The sequence below is a fragment of the Streptomyces sp. NPDC056738 genome (assembly GCF_042790435.1).
Taxonomy (GTDB): Bacteria; Actinomycetota; Actinomycetes; order Streptomycetales; family Streptomycetaceae; genus Streptomyces.
In genome coordinates this window covers 330,664-350,281 of sequence record NZ_JBHTZF010000009.1, presented here as the reverse complement: position 1 = coordinate 350,281, position 19,618 = coordinate 330,664, and the positions used below count along the sequence as shown (strand labels likewise).

Below are 19,618 nucleotides of genomic sequence, written 5' to 3'. Positions count from 1 at the left end.
AGGAGGAGGTCAGGGGGTGACGGGACGGGCGACGATCTTCTGGCCGTCGATGGTCACGGCGCCGGTCTCCGGGTCGATCTCGGGCGCGGCCGAAGGAGTGCCGTCGCGGTCGACGACGCCGACCTGCCGTCCGCCGGGCAGCACGATCCAGCCGCCGTCGATCTTCGCGCCGCGCACGGTGGCCGTCGCCCGGTACAGGCCGGACGGCTTGACGGCCCGGTCGGCCGTGAACGCGTACCGCTGCCCGCCGACGTCGGCCGTGCCGCGGATCAGCTTGTCGTCCTTGAGGGTGCCGTTCAGCTCGTCGCCGTTCCCGCCCGTGAGCTTCATGGTGCCGTCGGCCTCGACCGCGCCCTTGAGCCAGGACTCCTTGTCGTGCCCGTCGCAGAAGTAGGCGATCGCCTTGCCGCCCCGCAGGGAGACCGCGACCGCGGAGGTGTCGTCGTCGGTGCGGCCCGCGTAGTCGGCGTTGGGCACGGCGGCGCGGGAGGGCGAAGGACTCGACGACCACGACGGCGACGGAGGAACGGAGGCCGAGGGCGCGGTGGCCGACACCGAGACGCCCGGCGACGCCTCCTTGTACGGGTTCGACGCGCTCTTCGTCCCCGTCGTCGCGTTGAGCGTCAGCAGGAACACGCCGAGCACGAGCCCCGCGAGGAGCGTGAGAAGGGGTCCTGGTCGGTTCATCCGGTCCTCCCCCGGCGCGGGCCGCCTGCCATCAGCCATGAGAGCGGACGGGCGCGCCCGCGTCCAGAGGCGCACGGGCGCGTTCTCACCAGAGGTGACGGAATGGGGCGATTCGGGTGACATCGGCATGGCCGGACGACCGGGCCGGGCCGCGTCCGGCGTCTGCCCCGCGTCTCGTCAGACGGGCGCCGCGCACCCGCGCGCGAGGGGCTGACTACGCTGGTGTGACAGGACGTGCACACGGACCGGCGAGACGTTCGGACGGACCGGCGAGACGTGCACACAGATCAGCGAGGAGCATCACCGTGGCGGTACGAGCGGTCCGGGGCGCCGTCCAACTGGAACGGGACGACGCCGGACACATGGACGAGCAGGTCAGCGAGCTGCTCACCGCCATACTGGAGCGCAACGCGCTCACCACGGACGACCTGATCAGCATCTGGTTCACGGCGACCCCCGATCTGCACAGCGACTTCCCGGCGGCCGCGGCGCGCAAGCTCGGCATCGTCGACGTCCCGCTGATCTGCGCACAGGAACTGGACATCGAGGGCGCGATGCCCCGGGTGGTCCGTGTTCTCGCCCACATCGAGTCCGACCGGCCGCGCGCCGAGGTCGTCCACGTCTACCTCGGCGCCGCGGGCGCACTGCGCAAGGACATCGCCCAGTGAGGACCGCGCTCGTCATCGGAACCGGGCTGATCGGCACGTCCGCCGCCCTCGCCCTCGCCGCCCGCGGCGTCGTCGTCCACCTCGCCGACCACGACCCGGAGCAGGCCCGTACGGCGGCCGCGCTCGGTGCCGGCACGGACGAGGCGCCCGAGGGGCCGGTCGACCTCGCGATCGTCGCCGCACCTCCCGCGCACGTCGCCGCGACCCTCGCCGACGCCATGAGCCGCGGTCTCGCCCGCGGCTACCTCGACGTCGCCAGCGTCAAGGGCGGCCCCCGCCGCGAGCTGGAGGCGCTCGGCCTCGACCTCACCCCGTACATCGGCACCCATCCCATGTCGGGCCGCGAGAAGTCCGGCCCGCTGGCCGCGAGCGGCGACCTCTTCGAGGGCCGGCCCTGGGTGCTCACCCCGACCCGGGACACGGACACCGAGGTCCTGAACCTCGCCCTGGAACTGGTCTCGCACTGCCGTGCCGTGCCCGTCGTCATGGACGCGGACGCCCACGACCGTGCCGTGGCGCTCGTCTCACACATGCCCCACCTGGTGTCCAGCATGGTCGCCGCGCGCCTGCAGCACGCGGAGGAGACGGCCGTACGGCTCTGCGGTCAGGGCATCCGCGACGTGACCCGGATCGCTGCCTCCGACCCGCGGATGTGGATCGACATCCTCTCCGCGAACCCGGGCCCTGTCGCGGACCTCCTCGCCGACGTCTCCGCCGACCTCGACGAGACCGTCCAGGCCCTGCGCGCCCTGCAGTCCTCCGACGAGGCCAAGCGCCGCGAGGGCGCCTCCGGCATCGAGGACGTCCTGCGCCGCGGCAACGCCGGCCAGGTCCGCGTCCCCGGCAAGCACGGCTCCGCGCCCCGCGTCTACGAGGTCGTGGCCGTCCTCATCGACGACCAGCCCGGCCAGCTCGCCCGCATCTTCGCCGACGCGGGGATGGCCGGCGTCAACATCGAGGACGTACGCATCGAGCACGCCACCGGTCAGCAGGCCGGTCTGGTGCAGCTCATGGTGGAGCCGAAGGCGGTGCCGGTGCTCGCCGCGGCCCTGCGGGAGCGGGGCTGGGCGCTGCGCCAATAGGACCGGGGCCCTCCCGGTGAGCGGGCGCCGGGAAGGGCCAGTAATACGGGGTCCGCGGGGCCGGTAACCTTGTCCGGGGCGCGCTCGCGTCCCGCAGAGACCTCCACCCCGCACCAGGAAGGTGTTCCCACCGTGGACAACGGCGCCGCCCGTACCGCTCCGGCTGTGATTGTCGCCATCGACGGCCCCTCCGGCACGGGCAAGTCGAGCACCTCGAAGGCCGTGGCCGCGAAGCTCGGCCTGAGCTACCTGGACACGGGCGCCCAGTACCGCGCCATCACGTGGTGGATGGTCAGCAACGACATCGACATCACGGACCCCTCCGCGATCGCCGCCGCCGCGGGCAAGCCGGAGATCGTCTCCGGCACCGACCCGGCCGAGCCGACCATCACGGTCGACGGGACCGACGTCGCCGGCCCGATCCGGACGCAGGAGGTCACCTCCAAGGTCAGCGCGGTCAGCGCGGTGCCCGAGGTGCGTGCCCGCATCACCGAGCTGCAGCGCGCGCTCGCCGCGTCCGCGTCGGCCGGCATCGTCGTCGAGGGCCGGGACATCGGCACCACCGTGCTGCCCGACGCCGACCTGAAGATCTTCCTCACCGCCTCCCCGGAGGCGCGTGCCGCCCGCCGCAGCGGTGAGCTGAAGGGCGCGGACATCGCCGCCACCCGTGAGGCACTGGTCAAGCGGGACGCGGCCGACTCCAGCCGCAAGACCTCCCCCCTCGCCAAGGCGGACGACGCGGTCGAGGTGGACACCTCCGACCTCACGCTCCAGCAGGTCATCGAGTGTGTCGTCACCCTCGTCGAGGAGAAGCGGGCCGCCGCGTGAGCGCACCCTCCGAGAGAGGCGCCGAGGTCGGCCGCCGGATCGGCGTCGGCCTGATGTACGGGCTGTGGAAGCCGCGCGTGCTCGGCGCCTGGAAGGTCCCGGCGACCGGACCGGCGATCCTGGCCGTGAACCACTCGCACAACATCGACGGGCCGATGGTCATGGGCGTCGCGCCCAGGCCCACGCACTTCCTGATCAAGAAGGAGGCGTTCGTCGGCCCGCTCGACCCGTTCCTGCTCGGCATCGGCCAGCTCAAGGTCGACCGGGAGATCGCCGACCGCGCCGCCATCACCGACGCCCTCGGCGTCCTGGCGTCCGGCGGAGTCCTCGGGATCTTCCCCGAGGGCACCCGCGGCGAGGGCGACTTCGCCTCGCTGCGAGCCGGGCTCGCGTACTTCGCGGTGCGCAGCGGAGCCCCGATCGTCCCCGTCGCCGTACTGGGAAGCACCGAGCGGACCAGCCGGCTGACCAAGGCACTGCCCCCGCTGCGCAGCAGGGTCGACGTCGTGTTCGGCGACCCCTTCGAAGCGGGCGACGGCAGCGGCCGGCGCACGCGACAGGCACTGGACGAGGCCACCGGCCGCATCCAGAAGCACCTCAGCGCCCACCTGGACAACGCCAGACATCTGACCGGGCGCCGGGAAAACACCGGGCGCCCCGCCGGGCGCTAGGCGACACTTAGTAGTGGATCACCCGGTTTGCGGTTGATCCACCGATCACCACGATGAACGACGAGGTACGGACTTCATGAACGACCACATCCAGCCCGACGGCTCGGCAGAGCACGATCACGGGGCGCTTGGCGATGCCGAGTACGCGGAGTTCATGGAGCTCGCCGCGGAAGAGGGCTTCGACATCGAGGACGTCGAGGGCGCGATCGAGGAGGCGGGCCACGGCCCGCTGCCCGTCCTCGCCGTCGTCGGCCGCCCGAACGTCGGCAAGTCGACCCTGGTGAACCGCATCATCGGCCGCCGCGAGGCGGTCGTCGAGGACAAGCCCGGCGTCACCCGCGACCGCGTCACCTACGAGGCCGAGTGGGCGGGCCGCCGCTTCAAGCTCGTCGACACCGGCGGCTGGGAGCAGGACGTCCTCGGCATCGACGCGTCCGTCGCCGCGCAGGCCGAGTACGCGATCGAGGCCGCCGACGCGGTCGTCTTCGTCGTCGACGCCAAGGTCGGCGCCACCGACACCGACGAGGCCGTCGTCCGCCTGCTCCGCAAGGCCGGCAAGCCCGTCGTCCTGTGCGCCAACAAGGTCGACGGCCCGAGCGGCGAGGCCGACGCCTCGTACCTGTGGTCCCTCGGTCTCGGCGAGCCCCACCCGGTCTCCGCCCTGCACGGCCGCGGCACCGGCGACATGCTCGACGCCGTCCTGGAGGCGCTGCCCGAGGCCCCGGCGCAGACCTTCGGCACCGCGGTCGGCGGACCCCGCCGCATCGCCCTCATCGGCCGCCCGAACGTCGGCAAGTCCTCGCTGCTGAACAAGGTGGCCAACGAGGACCGCGTCGTCGTCAACGAGATGGCGGGCACCACCCGCGACCCGGTCGACGAGCTGATCGAACTCGGCGGCGTGACCTGGAAGTTCGTCGACACGGCGGGCATCCGCAAGCGCGTCCACCTCCAGCAGGGCGCCGACTACTACGCCTCGCTGCGCACCGCCGCCGCCGTCGAGAAGGCGGAGGTCGCGGTCATCCTGATCGACGCGTCCGAGACCATCTCGGTGCAGGACCAGCGCATCGTCACCATGGCCGTTGAGGCGGGCCGCGCGATCGTCCTCGCCTTCAACAAGTGGGACACCCTCGACGAGGAGCGCCGCTACTACCTGGAGCGGGAGATCGAGACCGAGCTCCTCCAGGTGGCCTGGGCGCCCCGGGTGAACGTCTCGGCCCGCACCGGCCGGCACATGGAGAAGCTCGTCCCGGCGATCGAGACGGCCCTGGACGGCTGGGAGACCCGCGTCCCGACCGGCCGTCTGAACGCCTTCCTCGGTGAGCTGGTCGCCGCCCACCCGCACCCGGTGCGCGGCGGCAAGCAGCCCCGCATCCTGTTCGGCACGCAGGCGGGCACCAAGCCCCCGCGGTTCGTGCTCTTCGCCTCCGGCTTCATCGAGCACGGCTACCGCCGCTTCATCGAGCGCCGGCTGCGTGAGGAGTTCGGCTTCTCGGGCACGCCGATCCACATCTCGGTGCGGGTGCGCGAGAAGCGCGGCGCGAACAAGAAGAAGTAACGCCCACGGGCGAAGCGTGAGGGGCGGCTCCTTGGGGAGCCGCCCCTCACGCGTTGTCGTCCGCGGTCCTCGCCGCTACACGCCCCTGCGTGGCGCGGGCGGCAGCGCGGCCGGGATGTGGTGCATCCCGGTGCCGTGCTGGCGGGCACCCGGCTGCCAGACGGATGGCGTGGCCGAGGTGTGCCCCTGCTGTGCCGCGATCTGCCGGGCCGTCTGCGCCCCCGCGCTGTACGAGCTGTACGTGCCCGAAGAGCTGAACGAGTTCGAACCGCGTCCGAGGAGCCCGAAGGCCTTGAAGCCCATGTTCTCCTCGCCGTGGCGGTCGCCGGGCAGGGTCCTGAACGCCCTGATCCACTCGGCGTAGAGCGCGTCGTAGATCGGCGTGGCCGATGAGCCGCCCTGATGGGAGTCCAGCACCGGACTCGACGCCGGCACCTCTCTGCTCGAACGGAGGGGGGAGCCAGAGGGGGGGACCGGCTGAAAGGGCCGGTGGCCGGGGACGTCGTAGGTGTGCACGTACGTGCCAACGACCCCGCCGCCCGACGGATGCGGCCGGAACGGTCATTTCGCGAGGCGTCCGGAGTGAGGGCGCGCGCGGGGGCGCGGGGAACAGTGCGGGCACCCCACGGCGGCCGGCCTCGGCCACCTGCCCGCGGTTCCCCGCGCCCCCGTTCGCCGGGACTCAGATGCCGGCGAGCGGCATCGCCGCCGCGACCAGCTTTCCGTTGGCCGCGGCCTTGTCGAGCGCGTCGCGCAGCAGGTCCTCCCGCGGCTGACGGCCGATGGAGCCGACCGGCGCCGCGAACAGGAGCACCTGCTGGAGCTTGTTGGCGGCGGCGCGCCAGCCGTCGGTGACCTGGAGCGCCTGGTGGGCCTGCCACCAGGCGACGGGCGAGCCGCCGCCGGTGCCCGGCTGGAGCACGGCGTGGAGCTGGCCCGCCGCGAGCAGCACGGACCAGCCGTGCAGGACCGGCGGGACCGAGTTCAGTTCGGTGGCGGGCATGAAGCCCTGCTCGATCAGCAGGGGCAGGAAGTCGTCGCCGATGTCGGTCGAGCCGGGGCGCACGATCGGACCGGTCGGCTCGACCACGAGCGCCGGGTGGAGCTCGCCGTTGATCAGGACGAGTCCGCTGGTGACACCGAGCACGGCCTGCTCGGGGACGGGGTCGGAAGGCGCGCCGTCGGGGTGGATCGAGCGGACGGCGCCCTGGAGTTGTTCCTCGGTGACCTGCACGACCTGCGAGGGCAGGCAGGTGGCGTGGGCGAAGGCGAGGACGGCGGTCTCGTCGCCGATGAACAGGACGGTGCTGGTGCGCTCCTGTTCCGAGTCGCCCGGGGTGCGGCACGACGTGCAGTCGTAACTGCCGGGGGCGTTCTCTCCGGCGAGCAGCCGGTCGGCTTCTTCGTCGCCGATCTCGGCGCGTACGTCGTCGCTGACGTCGAGCATGCGCGGCACGGTGGCTCCTCGGGATGCGGTGCGTGGCGGTGCCGGGTGGCTCCCGGCCCATGAACCGGGGGGTTCCCGGCTCATGAAGATGTCAACGGGTGATCTGTGGCCGGAGTCACGCCCGAGGGCGAACGGAATCGAACCATCCGACGCCCAGGGTGAAAGCGCCCCCGGAATTGGTTACTCCCAGTCAACTTGCAGGAGGCCTAAGGAAGTTGACTGGGTGAAGTAAGTCACAGATCACATCGGGCGGGGGTCGACAAATCCGGAAATCACCCTATGAAGTGGGTGGCCGAAAATCGATGATACCTGCGGTAACCGTTAACTGGCCTCGAATGACAAGGAGTTGGTTGATATCGGGGCGCCCGGGTCCATAGATTCCTCCGCCGTGTGCAACGAGCACCGCTCGGGTACGTCCGCCGGCCGATCCGCTTCGGATCACAGCACGCCGCCGGTGGACGGGTCGGAGCGCGAGGGCCGCGTCCTACGCGCAGGTCACCGCGTCCCGTCCTGGGGGACCCCGGGTGTTTCGAGAGGGAACTACATGTCCGCATGTGCCGACAGCACTCACGAGAACGGCCACAAGGCTCGTACCGCGAACAAGACACGTACGACGGCGGTCCTCGCCGGGGCGGCACTGCTCGCCCCGCTCGGACTGCTCGCCGCGACCGGTGAGGCCGCGGCGGCCGACAGTGGAGTGTGGGACCGCATCGCCCAGTGCGAGAGCGGCGGCAACTGGCACATCAACACCGGCAACGGCTACTACGGGGGACTCCAGTTCTCCGCCGGCACCTGGCGCGCCTACGGCGGCGCGGCGTACGCGCCGACCGCCGACCAGGCCTCCAGGAGCGCGCAGATAGCCGTCGCCACCAAGGTCCAGAGCGCACAGGGCTGGGGCGCCTGGCCCACCTGTTCGGCCCGGGCCGGCGCCTACGGCAGTGCGCCCGGCTCCTCGGGGTCCGGGGGGTCGACGGGGTCCGCGAGCACCAAGCCGGCCTCGAAGCCGGCCCAAAAGTCCGTCCCGGCGAAGCGGGAAGCGGCAAAGACGCCGTCCCGTGCGCCGGGCCACGTGAACCGCGGCTCGTCCCGCGGCGACTACACCGTCCGCGAAGGCGACACCCTGAGTGTCATCGCCGCGCGGCACGGGACCACCTGGCGGAAGATCTACGCCGCCAACCAGTCCGTGATCGGCGGTGATCCCGACCTGATCGTGCCCGGCCAGCGGCTCGACATCTGAGCCACGCTCCCCCTCGCGCCGGGCACGGGCCCGGTCCGGTCCCGGCGACCGGACCGGGCGTCGCCGGGCGGGCGGGACGCCACGGACACACCCCAGGCCCCGCCCGGTCCTCCGACCGGGTGGGGCCCCGGGCGTGCCGGGCACGGGCTCGGCGGGCGAGCGGGACCCGCTGCTTAGCGTGGCCCGATGCCCTTCATGCCGAGCAGGCGGATTCCGCCGACCGCACGCACCGCGTCCCGGCTGCCGACCGCTCGTGTGCGGTACGCGGCCGTCGCCGCCGCCCTCCTGGCCGCCCTCGTCCCCGGCTCCGCGAACGCCGCGGACACGGCGGCACCGCCCCCGCTCCCGGGCCCGAGATCCGTCCGCGGGGCCTTCGACTGCGCGAACGACGAATGGCCCTGGACCTGCCTCGCCGAGTGCGAGAGCGGCGGCCGCTGGCACGCGAACACCGGGAACGGCTTCTACGGCGGGCTCCAGTTCTGGCAGCCCACCTGGATCCGGTTCGGCGGGCTCGCCTACGCACCGCGCGCCGATCTCGCCACCCGCGCCCAGCAGATCAAGGTCGCCAAGAAGGTGCTGGCCGAACAGGGCTGGGGCGCCTGGCCCGAGTGCTCGAAGTCGTACGGGCTGCAAGGGCCCTTCCACGTGGTGAAGGCCGGCGAGACGCTCGTGTCGATCGCCCGCAAGTACAAGGTGCCGGGCGGCTGGCGCACGCTCTACAACGTCAACAAGAAGAAGGTCGGCGCCAGCCCCGACCGGCTGGCCAAGGGCCTCCAGCTCGTCATCCCGAAGGCGGGTGGCGCCTCCCGCGCCGCGGGTCCCGCCCTGTTCGGGCCGCCCCTGAACCCGGTGGCCCACCGTTCAGCGCCACCGTCTCTGCGGCTTCTCCGCTGAACACGACCGCGCCACGGCGCAGTTCATGGACGTACGTCGTCCTCCCCGGCCGCTCGCGCAGTCCCGGCGGCAGCCGCTGCTCGGCGATCACCACGCACGCGTCGAGGGCACCGAGCAGCGCGTACGTCCGGGCCGCGACCGCCGGTGACATGCCCTGCGCGGGTTCGTCGACGAGCACCACGCGCGCGTGGGGCGACAGGGCGCGGGTCAGGGCCAGCATGCGCTGTTCGCCGCCGGAGAGGGTGCCCGCGCGGCGCGGGAGCAGCGGGGCCAGTTCCGGGTAGGCCTCCAGCGCCACCGGCAGGCCGGCCGCCCCGAGTTCGAGGTTCTCCCGGACGGTCAGGGAGGCGAACACCGCCCGGCGATCCGGGACGAGGCACAGCCCGCGCCGGGCCCGCTCGAACGCGGGCAGCCGGGTCACGTCGGCGCCGTCCCAGACGACGGCACCGGACGCGAGCGGCACGGACCCGGCCAGCGCGCGCAACGCGGTCGTACGGCCGGAGCCGTTGCGTCCCAGCAGCACGGTGAGGCCGGGGCCCGGGGCCATCAGGCTCACGCCGTGCAGGGCCTCCAGGGGGCCGTAGCGGACGCGCGCGTCGCGCAGGGCGATGGTCATCCGCCGGTCCTCGTGTCCAGGACGCGGTCGGCGGGACCCGAGGTGACGATCCGTCCGGCCGCCATGACGTGGACGGTGTGCGCCAGGTCGGCGACCAGATCGAGGTCGTGCTCGACGACCAGGAGGGCCATGCCGTCCGCGGCCAGCGCCCGCAGGACCCGGGCCAGCGCGGCCACCTCGGCGGTGTCGAGACCGGCCGCGGGCTCGTCGAGCAGCAGCACCCGGGGGCTCCCGGCGAGGGCCCGGGCCAGCTCCACGCGCCGGAGCGTGCCGGTCGGGAGGCCCGCCGCGGGCAGTGACCGCACCGGCCCGTCGAGGCCGAACAGCCGCAGCGCCCGCTCCACCGACCCCCGGTCGGCGGTCCGGCCCTGCTCGGCGCCCACGCGCACGTTCTCCGCGACGGACAGCGACGGGAAGACGGCCAGTTGCTGGAAGGTCCGGGCCACGCCCAGCCGGGTCCGGGCGTGCGCCGCCAGCCGGGTGATGTCCCGCCCCGCCAGCAGCACCTGTCCGTCCGAGGGGCGCAGGGTGCCGGCGAGACAGTGGAAGAGGGTGCTCTTCCCGGCCCCGTTGGGCCCCACGAGCGCGGTGACCCGTCCGGGCGGGACGTCGAGGGCGACCCCGTCGAGAGCGGTGAACCCGCCGTAGACGACGCGCAGCCGACGGGCGGTCAGCCCCTGGCCCCCACTCCCGGACCGAACCCCTCCGCCCCCGGCCCGCGCCCCCACGCCGCCCCGTCCGGCGACCGAGGCCCCCACACCCGAGGCCCCCACACCCGACACGCCCGCGCCCGCACGGGGCCCGGGTTCCCGGCCGGTGCCGGTGGGCGCCGGGTGGCTCGCGCTGGGCGCGGTGGGCGCGGTGGGCGCGGTGGGCGTGGTGGGTTCCGGGTGGGGTCCGGGTCTCCGGCCCGTGCCGGTGGGCGCCGTGCGGTCCGGGCCAGGCCCGGCTTTCGGGCCGATGCCGGCCGGTGCTGCCGGGTCCCGGCGGGGTCCGGGTTCCCGGTCGGTGCCGGGCAGGGCGGTCGTGGCCGCTGCGGTGCCCTTCGCCGTGATCGGCCTCGTGGCCCGCAGGGCGCCCTTCGCCGGAACGGGCCCCGTGACCGCCGCAGGCCCGAGGGCTTCGTGGCCCCCGGCGGCGGCGCGCAGGTGGTGGCGGGTCCGGGTGCCCAGCGGGGTGAGGGTCGCCCGGGGGCGGCGGAGCCGGGTCGTGGCCGCGCGCAGGGCCTCGTACGGGCCCTCGGGGAAGCGGCCGACGAGGACGGCGAGGAGGCCGATCAGGGCGGCCGCCACCCCGCCGCGGGCCCCCGCGTCGAGCCCGACGAGCAGCGCGGCGGCGACCAGCGCCCCGAGGACGCTGTCGGCGCCGAGCACGACGACCGCCGCGAACCAGAGCAGGCTGCGGACCGGGTCGTACTGCGTGGCATCGAAGGCGCGCAGCCCCATGCCGAGCATGGCCCCGCCGAGCGCGGCCAGCGCGGCCCCCGCCACGAACGCGGTCAGTTTCAGCTCGGGGACGCGCACGCCCGCCGCCGACGCGCCCGCCTCGTGGTCCCGCATGGCGGCGAGGGCCCGGCCCGTCCTGCCCCGGCGCAGGCCGTGCGCGGCGAGCACGGCGGCGGCCAGCAGGACGAGTTCGAGTACGTAGTACGCGCGGTCGCCGCCGAACCCGGCCGGCCGGTCCAGGGACAGGCCCGCCACCGCGTACGGCTGCGCGAACACGAACCGGCTGACCCCCACGCCCACCGCGAAGGTGGCCACGGCGAGCGCCAGGCCGTGCCGTTCGATGGCCGGCCAGCCGGTCAGCACCCCGAGCGGGGCCACCAGGAGCACGGCCACCGCGAGCGCGGCCAGTTCGGGCAGCCGGGGCAGCCCCGGGAACCGGCCGGCGGCCAGCAGGGCCGTGAACAGGGCGCCCAGACCGGCGTACGCGGCCTGCCCCAGCGAGATCTGGCCGCCGCGGCCGGTGACCACGACCAGCGACAGCAGGACGACGCCGAGCGCGGGCACCTGCACCGCCGTGTGCAGGTCCGAGCCGGCGAGCCCCAGCGGCAGCAGGAACAGCACGACGGCCACGGCCCAGGCCCCGGGCGGGGTCGGCACGCGGACCGTCGCCGGGCGCGGGAGCGCGTCACGGGTGCCGATGCCGGGCAGGACGAGCGCGGCGACGAGCAGCGCGACCACGAAGAGGTTGGCGCCGACCGCCAGCAGCAGCGGCTCCGCCCAGCCCGAGGGGTGCAGCCGGGTGAGCTGGCTCTGGGCGACACCGATGCCGAGCGCGACCACGATCGCCACCGTGAGGCTGCGCATGCGGGCCGCCACGGCGACGGCCATGACCTCGATGACGAGCAGCGGCAGGCCGTACGGGTCGAGCCGCACGTACGGCGCGAGGAGCACGCCCGTCAGGCCCGCCGTGAACGAGCCGAAGGCCCAGCCCGCCGCGGCCACCCGGTCCGCGTCGATCCCGCCGAGCACCGCGAGCGGCCGGTCGTCGACGACCGCCCGCAGCTCCGTCCCGAAGCGGGTCCAGCGTGTCACCGCGCCCACCCCCGCGGCCAGCGCGACAACCACCGCGAGCTGCCCCCACGGATCCGCCGACACCAGCGTCGGCGCGTCCGCCCGCGCACCGGTGCCCCACACGAGCGCCGCCCCGCCGACCAGCAGCACGAACACCCCGATGCTCGCCACCAGGGTCTGTGCCGGATCGCCGCCGAGCACGGCCAGTGGCCGGAACACGAAGCGCTCCAGGGCCATCCCGATCGCCGGGGCCACCAGCAGCAGGGTCACCGAGGCGCCGAGCGCGAGCGGCCAGCCCCACTCGACCGTGAACTGGCGCAGCAGATACGCGCACACCATCGCGATCGCGCCGTGCGCGAAGTTGAGCACCCCTGTGGCGCGGTAGGTGACGATCAGCCCGATGCCGGTGAGCGCGGCGGCGGCACCGATCGAGAGCCCGGCCAGGGTGAGGTCGTACGTCAACGAGGACATCAGTCGCCCGGACCGGCGGAGGGGACGTCCCCGGCGTCGGGCTCGGCGTCGGGCTCGCAGATCGGGCACGGTCCCAGATCCCCGCTCGCGAGGACGCGCGAGTCGGCCGGCACGGCCTCCGGCTTCCCGGCCACGAGGGGACAGTCCGCCCGGTGGTACAGGGTGCCGCCGGGCACCATCAGGAGGTCCCCGGCCGCGGCCGGCGCCACGGCAGCCGCCGGCCCCGGCTCCTCCTCGGCGGACCCCGCCGCCACCAGCAGTCCGTACAGCTCCTCGACGCGCGCCGTCGCCGAGGCGTTCCGGCCGTGGGTGAGCAGCACCGACCCGGCGACGATCAGCGCGGCACCGGGCACCGTGCAGGAGGCGAGGTAGGGGAGCTGGCGTTCCGCGTACCGCTCGCCCGAGATGCCGTACCAGCCGACGACACACAGCACGGCCCCGGCGGCCAGCGCGGCCCAGCCGGCCCACAGGACGGGGTGCGCGCTGCGCGGTCGAGCTGTCCGCATCCGGACTCCCACACGTCGGGTATCTGTCCATGTCAGCCGATGGCTTGCACTATGCCTTCTGGAAGCTGACCCTGAAAGCACCGGGCGCTTTTGGCCCGGACCGACACCCGGTGGTGAGCCAGATGGTTCTCGGGAGCGACCTCAGGCGGGGGAACGTCGGGGGAGTGGCGGCGGCAGCGGTTCTCGTCCTCGCCGCGGCCCTCACGGCGTGCAGCGACGACAACGGCGGCGGGAGTTCCGCGTCGCCCACCCCGACGGCGGAACAGTCCACCGCCACGGCTCCGGCCGACCCGGCCGCGGCCCAGCAGGAGATCAAGCAGAACTGGGACAAGTTCTTCGACCCGGCCGTCTCCGCGAAGGACAAGCTGGCCGTCCTGGAGAACGGCGAGCAGATGGCCCCGGTGCTGCAGGGCTTCAACGGCGACCAGCGCGGTCAGCAGGTGAAGTCGAACGTGGAGAAGATCGAGTTCACCTCGCCGACCGAGGCGAACGTGACCTACACGCTGACCCTGAACGGCGCCACCGCCCTGCCGAACGCCTCGGGGACGGCCGTCGAGCAGAACGGCACCTGGAAGGTCTCCGTCAAAACGCTCTGCGCGCTGGTGCAGCTCAGCGGCAACGGGTCGTCGAGTCCCGTCCCGGGCTGCTGATCAGCGGTGCGGCGCACAGCGACCGGCGCCGCCGTCGCTGGCCTGCTGCTCCTGCTCGGCACGGCCTGCGGCAGCCGGCTCCCCGAGAGCGACTTCGAGAACCGCGCCACGCCCACACCCCGGGCGTCCGCCGAGCCGATCCGCGTCGGCGTCATCAGCAGCGCCACCAGCCCCGTCGGCGCCGCCGCGTTCACCGGACCGCGTGACGGGGCCAAGGCCTGGTTCGACCGGCTCGACGCCCGCGGCGGCATCGACGGGCGGCGCGTCGAGGTGCGCACCTGCGACGACGGCGGCAGCGGGGTGGGCAACAGCGCCTGCGTGCGCCGGCTGATCGACCAGGACAAGGTCGTCGCCCTCGTCGCCACGACCGCCCTCGACTACGCCGGCGCCTCCCAGGTGTCCCGCGCGGGCGTGCCCGACATCGGCGGCCAGCCCATCGGCGCCGCCTACGACACGTATCCGCACCTGTACGGGATCTACGGCAGCCTCGCGCCACGCCACGGCACCCCCGGCTGGGACGGCGAGCTCTACGGCGGCACCGAGGTCTACCGCTACTTCAAGCGCGTCCACGGCGCCCGGACGGCCGCCGTCGTCTCCTACAACCAGTCCGCCTCCGCCGCCTACGCCCGGCTGGTCACCGACGGGCTCAGGGCCGAGGGCTACCGGGTGGTCGGCGAACAGGTCGACTTCGCGCTGCCCGACTTCCGCGCCGCCGCGGCCGACCTCAAGGCCCAGGGCGCCGACCTCGTCTTCGACGCCCTCGACACCCACGGCAACTCCCAGCTCTGCAAGGCCATGGACGACGTCGGCGCCCAGGTCATCGCCAAGGTGACCAACGTCCAGAACTGGACGTCCACCGTCCCCGAGGACTACAAGGACGCGCCGCGCTGCCGCAACGCCCTGTGGGCCACCGGGGCGAGCCGCAACTACGAGGACACCGGCGACACCGCGGTACGGGAGTTCCGCGACGCGACGAAGGGGCTGCCGAGCCACTCCCAGTGGCAACTTGAGGGATGGGCGGCGGCCCGGTGGTTCACGGACGCGGCCACGTCCTGCGCGCGTACGGGCATCACCCGGGGGTGCGTCGACGCGTTCATGAACCGGGGCGAGCCCTACACCGCGGGCGGGCTGCTGCTCCCCGTCACCTACGAGCGGCTGGCCGAGCCGCCGAAGACGCGCCGGACGTGCCTCTCGGTGGCCCGCTGGCGCGACGGCAGGGGCTGGGTCACCCAGGGCGACATGAACACGAACTGCTTCGACGTGCCGCAGATCGCCTACCGCCCGTGAAGCCCGCGGCGCCCGTGGAGCGCCGGGATCGCGGAGTCCGTGAAGCCCGCGGCGCCCGCCAGGCTGGCCGCGTGCGGGGAGTCGGCCGGGCTTCTGAGGGACGTCGTCTTGCGGACAGTGGCTGTCCGCAAGCGCTGGCAGACTCGGCGGCATGTTGGAGACATCCGCACGACTGCTGCGCCTGCTCTCACTGCTGCAGGCCCACCGCGAATGGTCGGGCGCGGACCTCGCCGAGCGGCTGGGCGTCACCCCGCGCACCGTCCGCCGTGACGTGGACCGGCTGCGCGAGCTGGGCTACCCCGTCAACGCGAGCCCCGGTACGGGCGGCGGCTACCAGCTCGGCGCGGGGGCCGAACTGCCGCCGCTGCTCCTGGACGACGACGAGGCCGTCGCGGTGGCCGTGGGCCTGCGCACGGCGGCCGGGCAGGGCATCGAGGGCATCGGCGAGTCCTCGGTGCGCGCGCTCGCCAAGCTGGAGCAGGTCCTGCCGAGCAGGCTGCGGCGCCGGGTCGGCGCGCTGAACGCCTTCACGGTGCCGATGCTGCGCGGTCCGGAGGCCTCCGCCGTCGATCCCGCCGTCCTCACCGAACTGGCCAACGCCTGCCGTGACAGCGAGCGGCTGCGCTTCGACGCGCCGGACCGTCGAGCCGTACCGGCTGGTGTGCACCGAGCGCCGCTGGTACCTGGTGGCCTGGGACGTCGACCGCGAGGACTGGCGCACCTTCCGGGCCGACCGCATCACGCCCCGGCCGCCGCACGGGCCGCGCTTCGCGCCCCGTACGCCACCGGCCGGGAATCTGGCCGAGTACGTCTCCCGGGGCGTCTCCACCGGCGCCTACGCCACGCACGCCGTCGTCCGGCTGCTGGTGCCGCTGGAGGAGGCCGCCGCACGGATCTCGCCCTCGGCCGGGACCCTGGAGGCGTCGGACGGCGACACCTGCATCCTGCGCACCGGGGCGCCGAGCCTCGACGTCATGGTCATCCACGTGATGATGACGGGGCTCGAGTTCGAGATCCTGGAGCCGGCCGAACTCGGCGACGTGATCAGGACGGCCCGGGACCGGTTGTCCCGCGCGCTGGAGCGGCAGGGCCGCGCGGGAGCCGGTGCCGGGGAACGGGGTCCGGGGGAGCGGGGTCCCGAGGGTGCGGCGGTCACGGGCCGCGTGCCGTAGCGGAAGTCCCGGGTGCCGCGGCGGCCGTGCGGGGGTTGTGTGCGCGTGGCGTGTATTTCCTATGCGGCGTCAGCTTCCGCGGCCCGAGCCGGAATCGGAGCGGCCCGGAATGGAAAAGCGCCGCGGGGCGCGCGTCGGCCACCGCCGTGCACATTTCAGGGGACTATTCGGTGAGCTCGTACGACGGCTCCGAATTACGTTCGAAGGCGTGCGGAACACGGAAGCGGCCCCTCATACGGGTGATGGAGTTCGGCGAAACACGTGTCGTGATCCTGTGACAGAAGTGTGACCGGCGGGGGACAGGTGACGCTTCGTCGCCGATCGGGCTTCCGCCGCCCGGGCGTGCCGCCTAACGTGGCGGTCATGGCACCCAATCCCCCCTCTCACACAGAGCCGCAGGACGATCCGGAGAGCTATGTCGGGCTGGAGGTGGACGGGGCGCGTGAGCGTGCGCTGGAGCGCGGCTGGCCGACGGTCCGCTCGCTGCCGCCCGGCGCGATCATCACCATGGAGTACCTGGTGGGGAGGCTGAACTTCGAGGTCACGGACGGTACGGTGACGCGCTGCTGGAAGGGCTGAGCGCCCGGACCCGGCCCCGCGAACGCCGCCGCGCCGCACCGAGTTGAGCGCCGCCCACGACGCGCGAAGGCCCCCGGCTCGTCGAGCCGGGGGCCTTCGTCGTGCGGGGAGAGGCTGTGCGTACCGGCCCCGCGGTCCTCAGCCGCCGGTCAGCGGGCGGGCCGTCGCCGCGGTCGCGCGTGTCGGACGGTCCGGATGCGGCGGGCGGTCCGGGTGGGCCGGACGGCGGCTGCCCGCCGGTGTCACCGGCGTGCGCTCCGAGCGGGCGGTGTGCGGGCCCGGGGCCAGGTGGACGGGGGATCTGGGCGGACGGGAGGCGACGGCCCCGCGGGCCGGCATCTCGCTGTCCACAGCGGCGGCCCGCGGGGACATGACCGGCGCGGGGACCGGAGCGGGAACCGGGGCGGGCGTGGGCGCGGTGCGGCCACGACGGGTGCGCCACAGATCGCGCAGCGCGAAGATCCCGGCCTCGGAGCGGGCGATCAGGGGCTCGCACCAGGGCAGCGCCAGCAGGATCAGCAGACCCGCGGCCCAGCCCAGCAGGACGTCGCTCAGCCAGTGCGTACCCAGGTAGACGGTGGTGAGGCCGACGCCCAGCGAGGTCACGGCGGACAGCGCCGAGAGCCAGCGTCGGGCTCTCGGGGTCGACGCCAGATAGGCCAGGATTCCCCAGGTCACGACGGCGTTGGCGGTGTGGCCCGAAGGAAATATATCGCCGCCCAGGCCCATCTCGTTCGAGCCGATGGTGATGGCGTAGTGCGGGCCGAGACGGCCCATGCCGAGCTTCGCGGCGCCCACCGTGATGTTGAGCAGCAGCAGCGACGCGCCCAGCGTGAGCAGCGGGCGCAGGGTGTGCTGACGCCAGGAGCGCCAGCCGAGCCACGCGGCGACCATCACCGCGGTGGGGCCGCGCTGGCCGAGTACCACGTAGTAGTCCAGGAACGCGTGGATCTCCGGCCACTGCTGGTAGGGCCGGAAGAACATGACCTGCCAGTCGAACCGGACCAGCCACGACGTGATCGCCACGGCCCACACGATCGCCAGGTAGAAGGCCAGGGTCGCCGCGAAGAGGACAACCCTGTGCCGACTCATCTTCGGCACATCGATGTGGGCCGGTCGTTCCGGCTCACGGTCCAGCCGGGCGAAGACCCGGTCCAGACGGGTGAGGTTTCGTTCGGTACGCACTCAATCGACGTTACAGCGAGTGAGCTGCGTTCCAGGCCGAATCACTCGGTTTGTGATGACGATGTGATGTGGGATTCCTCTCAGGATCATGCTTAATTCTAATGAATCGCTAATCCCGGCACCCCGGAGCCTTCAATTCCATTGATCGCCGAGGGTCTTCGAGTTTATGGCACTTTTATATTCGTTCACCGAATGATGGCGTGGAATTCGCCGCCCGCTCACCGCTCCCGCGTGGGGCGCCGCGGGGCGGATCAGGGGGGTCCCGAGCCGTTCAGCCAGAAGGCCCCGTAGGCCGCCGAGGCCACCGCGACGCCCCCGAGAACCAGCGCTGACCTGGACGTACGCAGCCGTGCCAGCGCCCCGGCCGGAGGGAACAGGAGAGGGAAGGCGGGCAGCAGCAGGCGTGGCTTCGAGCCGAAGTAGCTCGACGCGCACAGGGCGAGCGCGACGACGATTCCCGTGTAGACCAGGAGCGCCGGCGGCTGACCCTGGCGCACACAGGTCACGTAGAGCGACAGGATCAGCACCACCCCGGCGACCAGGGCGGCACCGGCGAGCGCGGACGGGAACGAGGTGAACTTCTCCGCGACGAAGCGCCCGAACGCGTACCCGCCGTCGAAGCCGTTGCGCCACCCCGCCTGGACGTCGAGATAGCCGAGCGGGCCCTTGCCCGTGCGATGCCCCACCCACAGCACGTAACCGGCGGCTCCGAGCGGCGCGATGATCATGGCGAGGGCGCGTCGCCAGGGACGCGCGCCGTCCGTCCGGGGCGTGCTTCCGCCGCGCCGTCGTTCTCCCACGAACGACGTAATCGCCGCCACCCACAGGGCCGCGACCACCGCGACTCCCACCGGCCGCGTCAGTCCGGCGAACGCGGCGAGCAGCCCCGCGGTCAGCCAGCGGCCGGTCAGCACCGCGTACAGCGACCACGCGGCGAGCGCGGTGAACAGTGACTCGCTGTACGCCATCGACTGCACGACGCCGACGGGCAGGACCGCCCACACCAGCACCGCGCAGACCCCCGCCCGGCGGCCGTGGACGTGGTCGGCGACCGCGAAGATCCCCCAGGCCGCGGCGAGCGAGGCCACCGCGGAGACCAGCAGGCCGGCGTCCGCGTACGACAGCGGGGTCACCGCGTGGACGATCCGCTCCAGCCAGGGCAGCAGCGGGAAGAACGCCAGATTCGCGTGCACGTCACCGTTCGGGAGGCGGACCTCGTAGCCGTAGCCGAGCTCGGCGACCCTCGTGTACCAGAGCGAGTCCCAGCGCCCCGACAGCAGCCGGTGGGCGCCCTTGCCGTTCGCCGCGCTCCACACGGCGAGCGTGACGAGGCCGAGGGCGCGGACCGCCGCGTACCCGAGGAGGGCGGGCGCGGCGCGGCGCAGGGCGCCCGCGAAGGTCGTCGCGGCGGGGCTCTCGGAATCGGTCACGGGCCCGATTATCGGCACAGGGCGGAACCGGCGGGCCGCGCGGGGCGTGACCAGGGGTGAGCGGCGTGGCGTACGCCACACACCCGGCCGGCGAACGTGAGAGGTCCGCCACGTGACCCGGGCGAGAACTGTCGTAC

General features: G+C 73.5%; 18 protein-coding genes and 1 pseudogene. 11 read left to right on the top strand and 8 right to left on the bottom strand.

Annotated elements, in window-relative coordinates; all coding sequences use genetic code 11:
- Positions 1-9: 9 nt before the first annotated feature.
- Positions 10-687, bottom strand: a complete 678-nt coding sequence (locus ACFRIC_RS25035; protein WP_382789510.1) for a hypothetical protein — start codon at positions 685-687, stop codon at positions 10-12.
- Between the two features lie 305 nt (positions 688-992).
- On the opposite strand from ACFRIC_RS25035, the gene aroH reads away from it, so the two are divergent.
- The 5 genes from aroH to der all read left to right on the top strand — a co-directional run bounded on the left by aroH (position 993) and on the right by der (position 5,491).
- Positions 993-1,355, top strand: a complete 363-nt coding sequence (gene aroH, locus ACFRIC_RS25030) for a chorismate mutase (RefSeq protein WP_382789507.1) — start codon at positions 993-995, stop codon at positions 1,353-1,355.
- Complete coding sequence (locus ACFRIC_RS25025) at positions 1,352-2,437, top strand: prephenate dehydrogenase (protein WP_382789504.1); 1,086 nt, start codon at positions 1,352-1,354, stop codon at positions 2,435-2,437. Before aroH ends, ACFRIC_RS25025 begins: the two co-directional genes overlap by 4 nt.
- 132 nt (positions 2,438-2,569) lie before the next feature.
- Positions 2,570-3,265, top strand: a complete 696-nt coding sequence (gene cmk / locus ACFRIC_RS25020; RefSeq protein WP_382789501.1) for a (d)CMP kinase — start codon at positions 2,570-2,572, stop codon at positions 3,263-3,265.
- Entirely contained in the window at positions 3,223-3,936 is a 714-nt protein-coding gene (locus ACFRIC_RS25015) for a lysophospholipid acyltransferase family protein (RefSeq protein ID WP_382789499.1), read from the top strand. Before cmk ends, ACFRIC_RS25015 begins: the two co-directional genes overlap by 43 nt.
- Before the next feature lie 76 nt (positions 3,937-4,012).
- Positions 4,013-5,491 (top strand): ribosome biogenesis GTPase Der, encoded by a 1,479-nt coding sequence (gene der / locus ACFRIC_RS25010; protein ID WP_382789496.1) that lies wholly within the window; start codon positions 4,013-4,015, stop codon positions 5,489-5,491.
- Positions 5,492-5,566: 75 nt separating this feature from the next.
- On the opposite strand, the gene ACFRIC_RS25005 is transcribed toward der, so the two are convergent.
- Both ACFRIC_RS25005 and ACFRIC_RS25000 read right to left on the bottom strand, forming a co-directional pair.
- Positions 5,567-5,908, bottom strand: a complete 342-nt coding sequence (locus ACFRIC_RS25005; RefSeq protein WP_382789493.1) for a hypothetical protein — start codon at positions 5,906-5,908, stop codon at positions 5,567-5,569.
- 265 nt (positions 5,909-6,173) lie between these two features.
- Positions 6,174-6,947 carry a hypothetical protein gene (locus ACFRIC_RS25000; RefSeq protein ID WP_382789491.1) on the bottom strand — a complete coding sequence of 258 codons (774 nt, stop codon included), beginning with the start codon at positions 6,945-6,947 and terminating at the stop codon, positions 6,174-6,176.
- Positions 6,948-7,482: 535 nt separating this feature from the next.
- Here ACFRIC_RS25000 and ACFRIC_RS24995 point away from each other — a divergent pair.
- Positions 7,483-8,175, top strand: coding sequence for a transglycosylase family protein (locus ACFRIC_RS24995; protein ID WP_382789488.1), 693 nt, complete (start codon positions 7,483-7,485; stop codon positions 8,173-8,175).
- A 186-nt stretch (positions 8,176-8,361) separates the two neighbouring features.
- Positions 8,362-9,069 carry a transglycosylase family protein gene (locus ACFRIC_RS24990; RefSeq protein WP_382789484.1) on the top strand — a complete coding sequence of 236 codons (708 nt, stop codon included), beginning with the start codon at positions 8,362-8,364 and terminating at the stop codon, positions 9,067-9,069.
- On the opposite strand, the gene ACFRIC_RS24985 is transcribed toward ACFRIC_RS24990, so the two are convergent.
- The 3 genes from ACFRIC_RS24985 to ACFRIC_RS24975 are packed head-to-tail and all read right to left on the bottom strand — an operon-like array spanning position 8,957 to position 13,178.
- The gene (locus tag ACFRIC_RS24985; protein ID WP_382789481.1) at positions 8,957-9,685 is read right to left on the bottom strand and encodes an ATP-binding cassette domain-containing protein; all 729 of its coding nucleotides are present in this window, start codon (positions 9,683-9,685) and stop codon (positions 8,957-8,959) included. The two genes, ACFRIC_RS24990 and ACFRIC_RS24985, sit on opposite strands and share 113 nt — an antisense overlap.
- Positions 9,682-12,672 (bottom strand): ATP-binding cassette domain-containing protein, encoded by a 2,991-nt coding sequence (locus ACFRIC_RS24980; protein WP_382789478.1) that lies wholly within the window; start codon positions 12,670-12,672, stop codon positions 9,682-9,684. Before ACFRIC_RS24980 ends, ACFRIC_RS24985 begins: the two co-directional genes overlap by 4 nt.
- Positions 12,672-13,178 (bottom strand): hypothetical protein, encoded by a 507-nt coding sequence (locus ACFRIC_RS24975; RefSeq protein ID WP_382789475.1) that lies wholly within the window; start codon positions 13,176-13,178, stop codon positions 12,672-12,674. The genes ACFRIC_RS24980 and ACFRIC_RS24975 overlap by 1 nt, the downstream gene beginning before the upstream one ends.
- Before the next feature lie 122 nt (positions 13,179-13,300).
- Here ACFRIC_RS24975 and ACFRIC_RS24970 point away from each other — a divergent pair, with 122 nt between their 5' ends.
- From ACFRIC_RS24970 to ACFRIC_RS24955, 4 genes and pseudogenes are all read left to right on the top strand, one after another.
- Positions 13,301-13,828 carry a hypothetical protein gene (locus ACFRIC_RS24970; protein WP_382789472.1) on the top strand — a complete coding sequence of 176 codons (528 nt, stop codon included), beginning with the start codon at positions 13,301-13,303 and terminating at the stop codon, positions 13,826-13,828.
- A gap of 6 nt (positions 13,829-13,834) precedes the next feature.
- A complete protein-coding gene (locus ACFRIC_RS24965) occupies positions 13,835-15,115 on the top strand; it encodes an ABC transporter substrate-binding protein (RefSeq protein ID WP_382789469.1) in 1,281 nt (426 codons plus the stop codon).
- Positions 15,116-15,266: 151 nt separating this feature from the next.
- Positions 15,267-16,287: pseudogene (locus ACFRIC_RS24960) on the top strand (helix-turn-helix transcriptional regulator).
- Between the two features lie 363 nt (positions 16,288-16,650).
- The gene (locus ACFRIC_RS24955; RefSeq protein WP_382789466.1) at positions 16,651-16,866 is read left to right on the top strand and encodes a proteinase inhibitor I78; all 216 of its coding nucleotides are present in this window, start codon (positions 16,651-16,653) and stop codon (positions 16,864-16,866) included.
- A 138-nt stretch (positions 16,867-17,004) separates the two neighbouring features.
- On the opposite strand, the gene ACFRIC_RS24950 is transcribed toward ACFRIC_RS24955, so the two are convergent.
- Together ACFRIC_RS24950 and ACFRIC_RS24945 are read right to left on the bottom strand one after the other, a co-directional pair.
- Positions 17,005-18,051: a phosphatase PAP2 family protein gene (locus tag ACFRIC_RS24950; protein ID WP_382789464.1), complete on the bottom strand. Its 1,047-nt coding sequence runs from the start codon at positions 18,049-18,051 to the stop codon at positions 17,005-17,007.
- Positions 18,052-18,302: 251 nt separating this feature from the next.
- Positions 18,303-19,481, bottom strand: coding sequence for a glycosyltransferase family 39 protein (locus tag ACFRIC_RS24945; protein ID WP_382789462.1), 1,179 nt, complete (start codon positions 19,479-19,481; stop codon positions 18,303-18,305).
- Positions 19,482-19,618: the final 137 nt, after the last annotated feature.

Excerpts from the sequence above, each read along its gene's own strand:
- ACFRIC_RS25035 (WP_382789510.1), bottom strand. The coding sequence starts at position 687 with ATGAACCGACCAGGACCCCTTCTCACGCTCCTCGCGGGGCTCGTGCTC.
- der (WP_382789496.1), top strand. The coding sequence starts at position 4,013 with ATGAACGACCACATCCAGCCCGACGGCTCGGCAGAGCACGATCACGGG.
- ACFRIC_RS24995 (WP_382789488.1), top strand. The coding sequence starts at position 7,483 with ATGTCCGCATGTGCCGACAGCACTCACGAGAACGGCCACAAGGCTCGT.
- ACFRIC_RS24990 (WP_382789484.1), top strand. The coding sequence starts at position 8,362 with ATGCCCTTCATGCCGAGCAGGCGGATTCCGCCGACCGCACGCACCGCG.
- ACFRIC_RS24985 (WP_382789481.1), bottom strand. The coding sequence starts at position 9,685 with ATGACCATCGCCCTGCGCGACGCGCGCGTCCGCTACGGCCCCCTGGAG.
- ACFRIC_RS24980 (WP_382789478.1), bottom strand. The coding sequence starts at position 12,672 with ATGTCCTCGTTGACGTACGACCTCACCCTGGCCGGGCTCTCGATCGGT.
- ACFRIC_RS24975 (WP_382789475.1), bottom strand. The coding sequence starts at position 13,178 with ATGCGGACAGCTCGACCGCGCAGCGCGCACCCCGTCCTGTGGGCCGGC.
- ACFRIC_RS24970 (WP_382789472.1), top strand. The coding sequence starts at position 13,301 with ATGGTTCTCGGGAGCGACCTCAGGCGGGGGAACGTCGGGGGAGTGGCG.
- ACFRIC_RS24955 (WP_382789466.1), top strand. The coding sequence starts at position 16,651 with ATGGCACCCAATCCCCCCTCTCACACAGAGCCGCAGGACGATCCGGAG.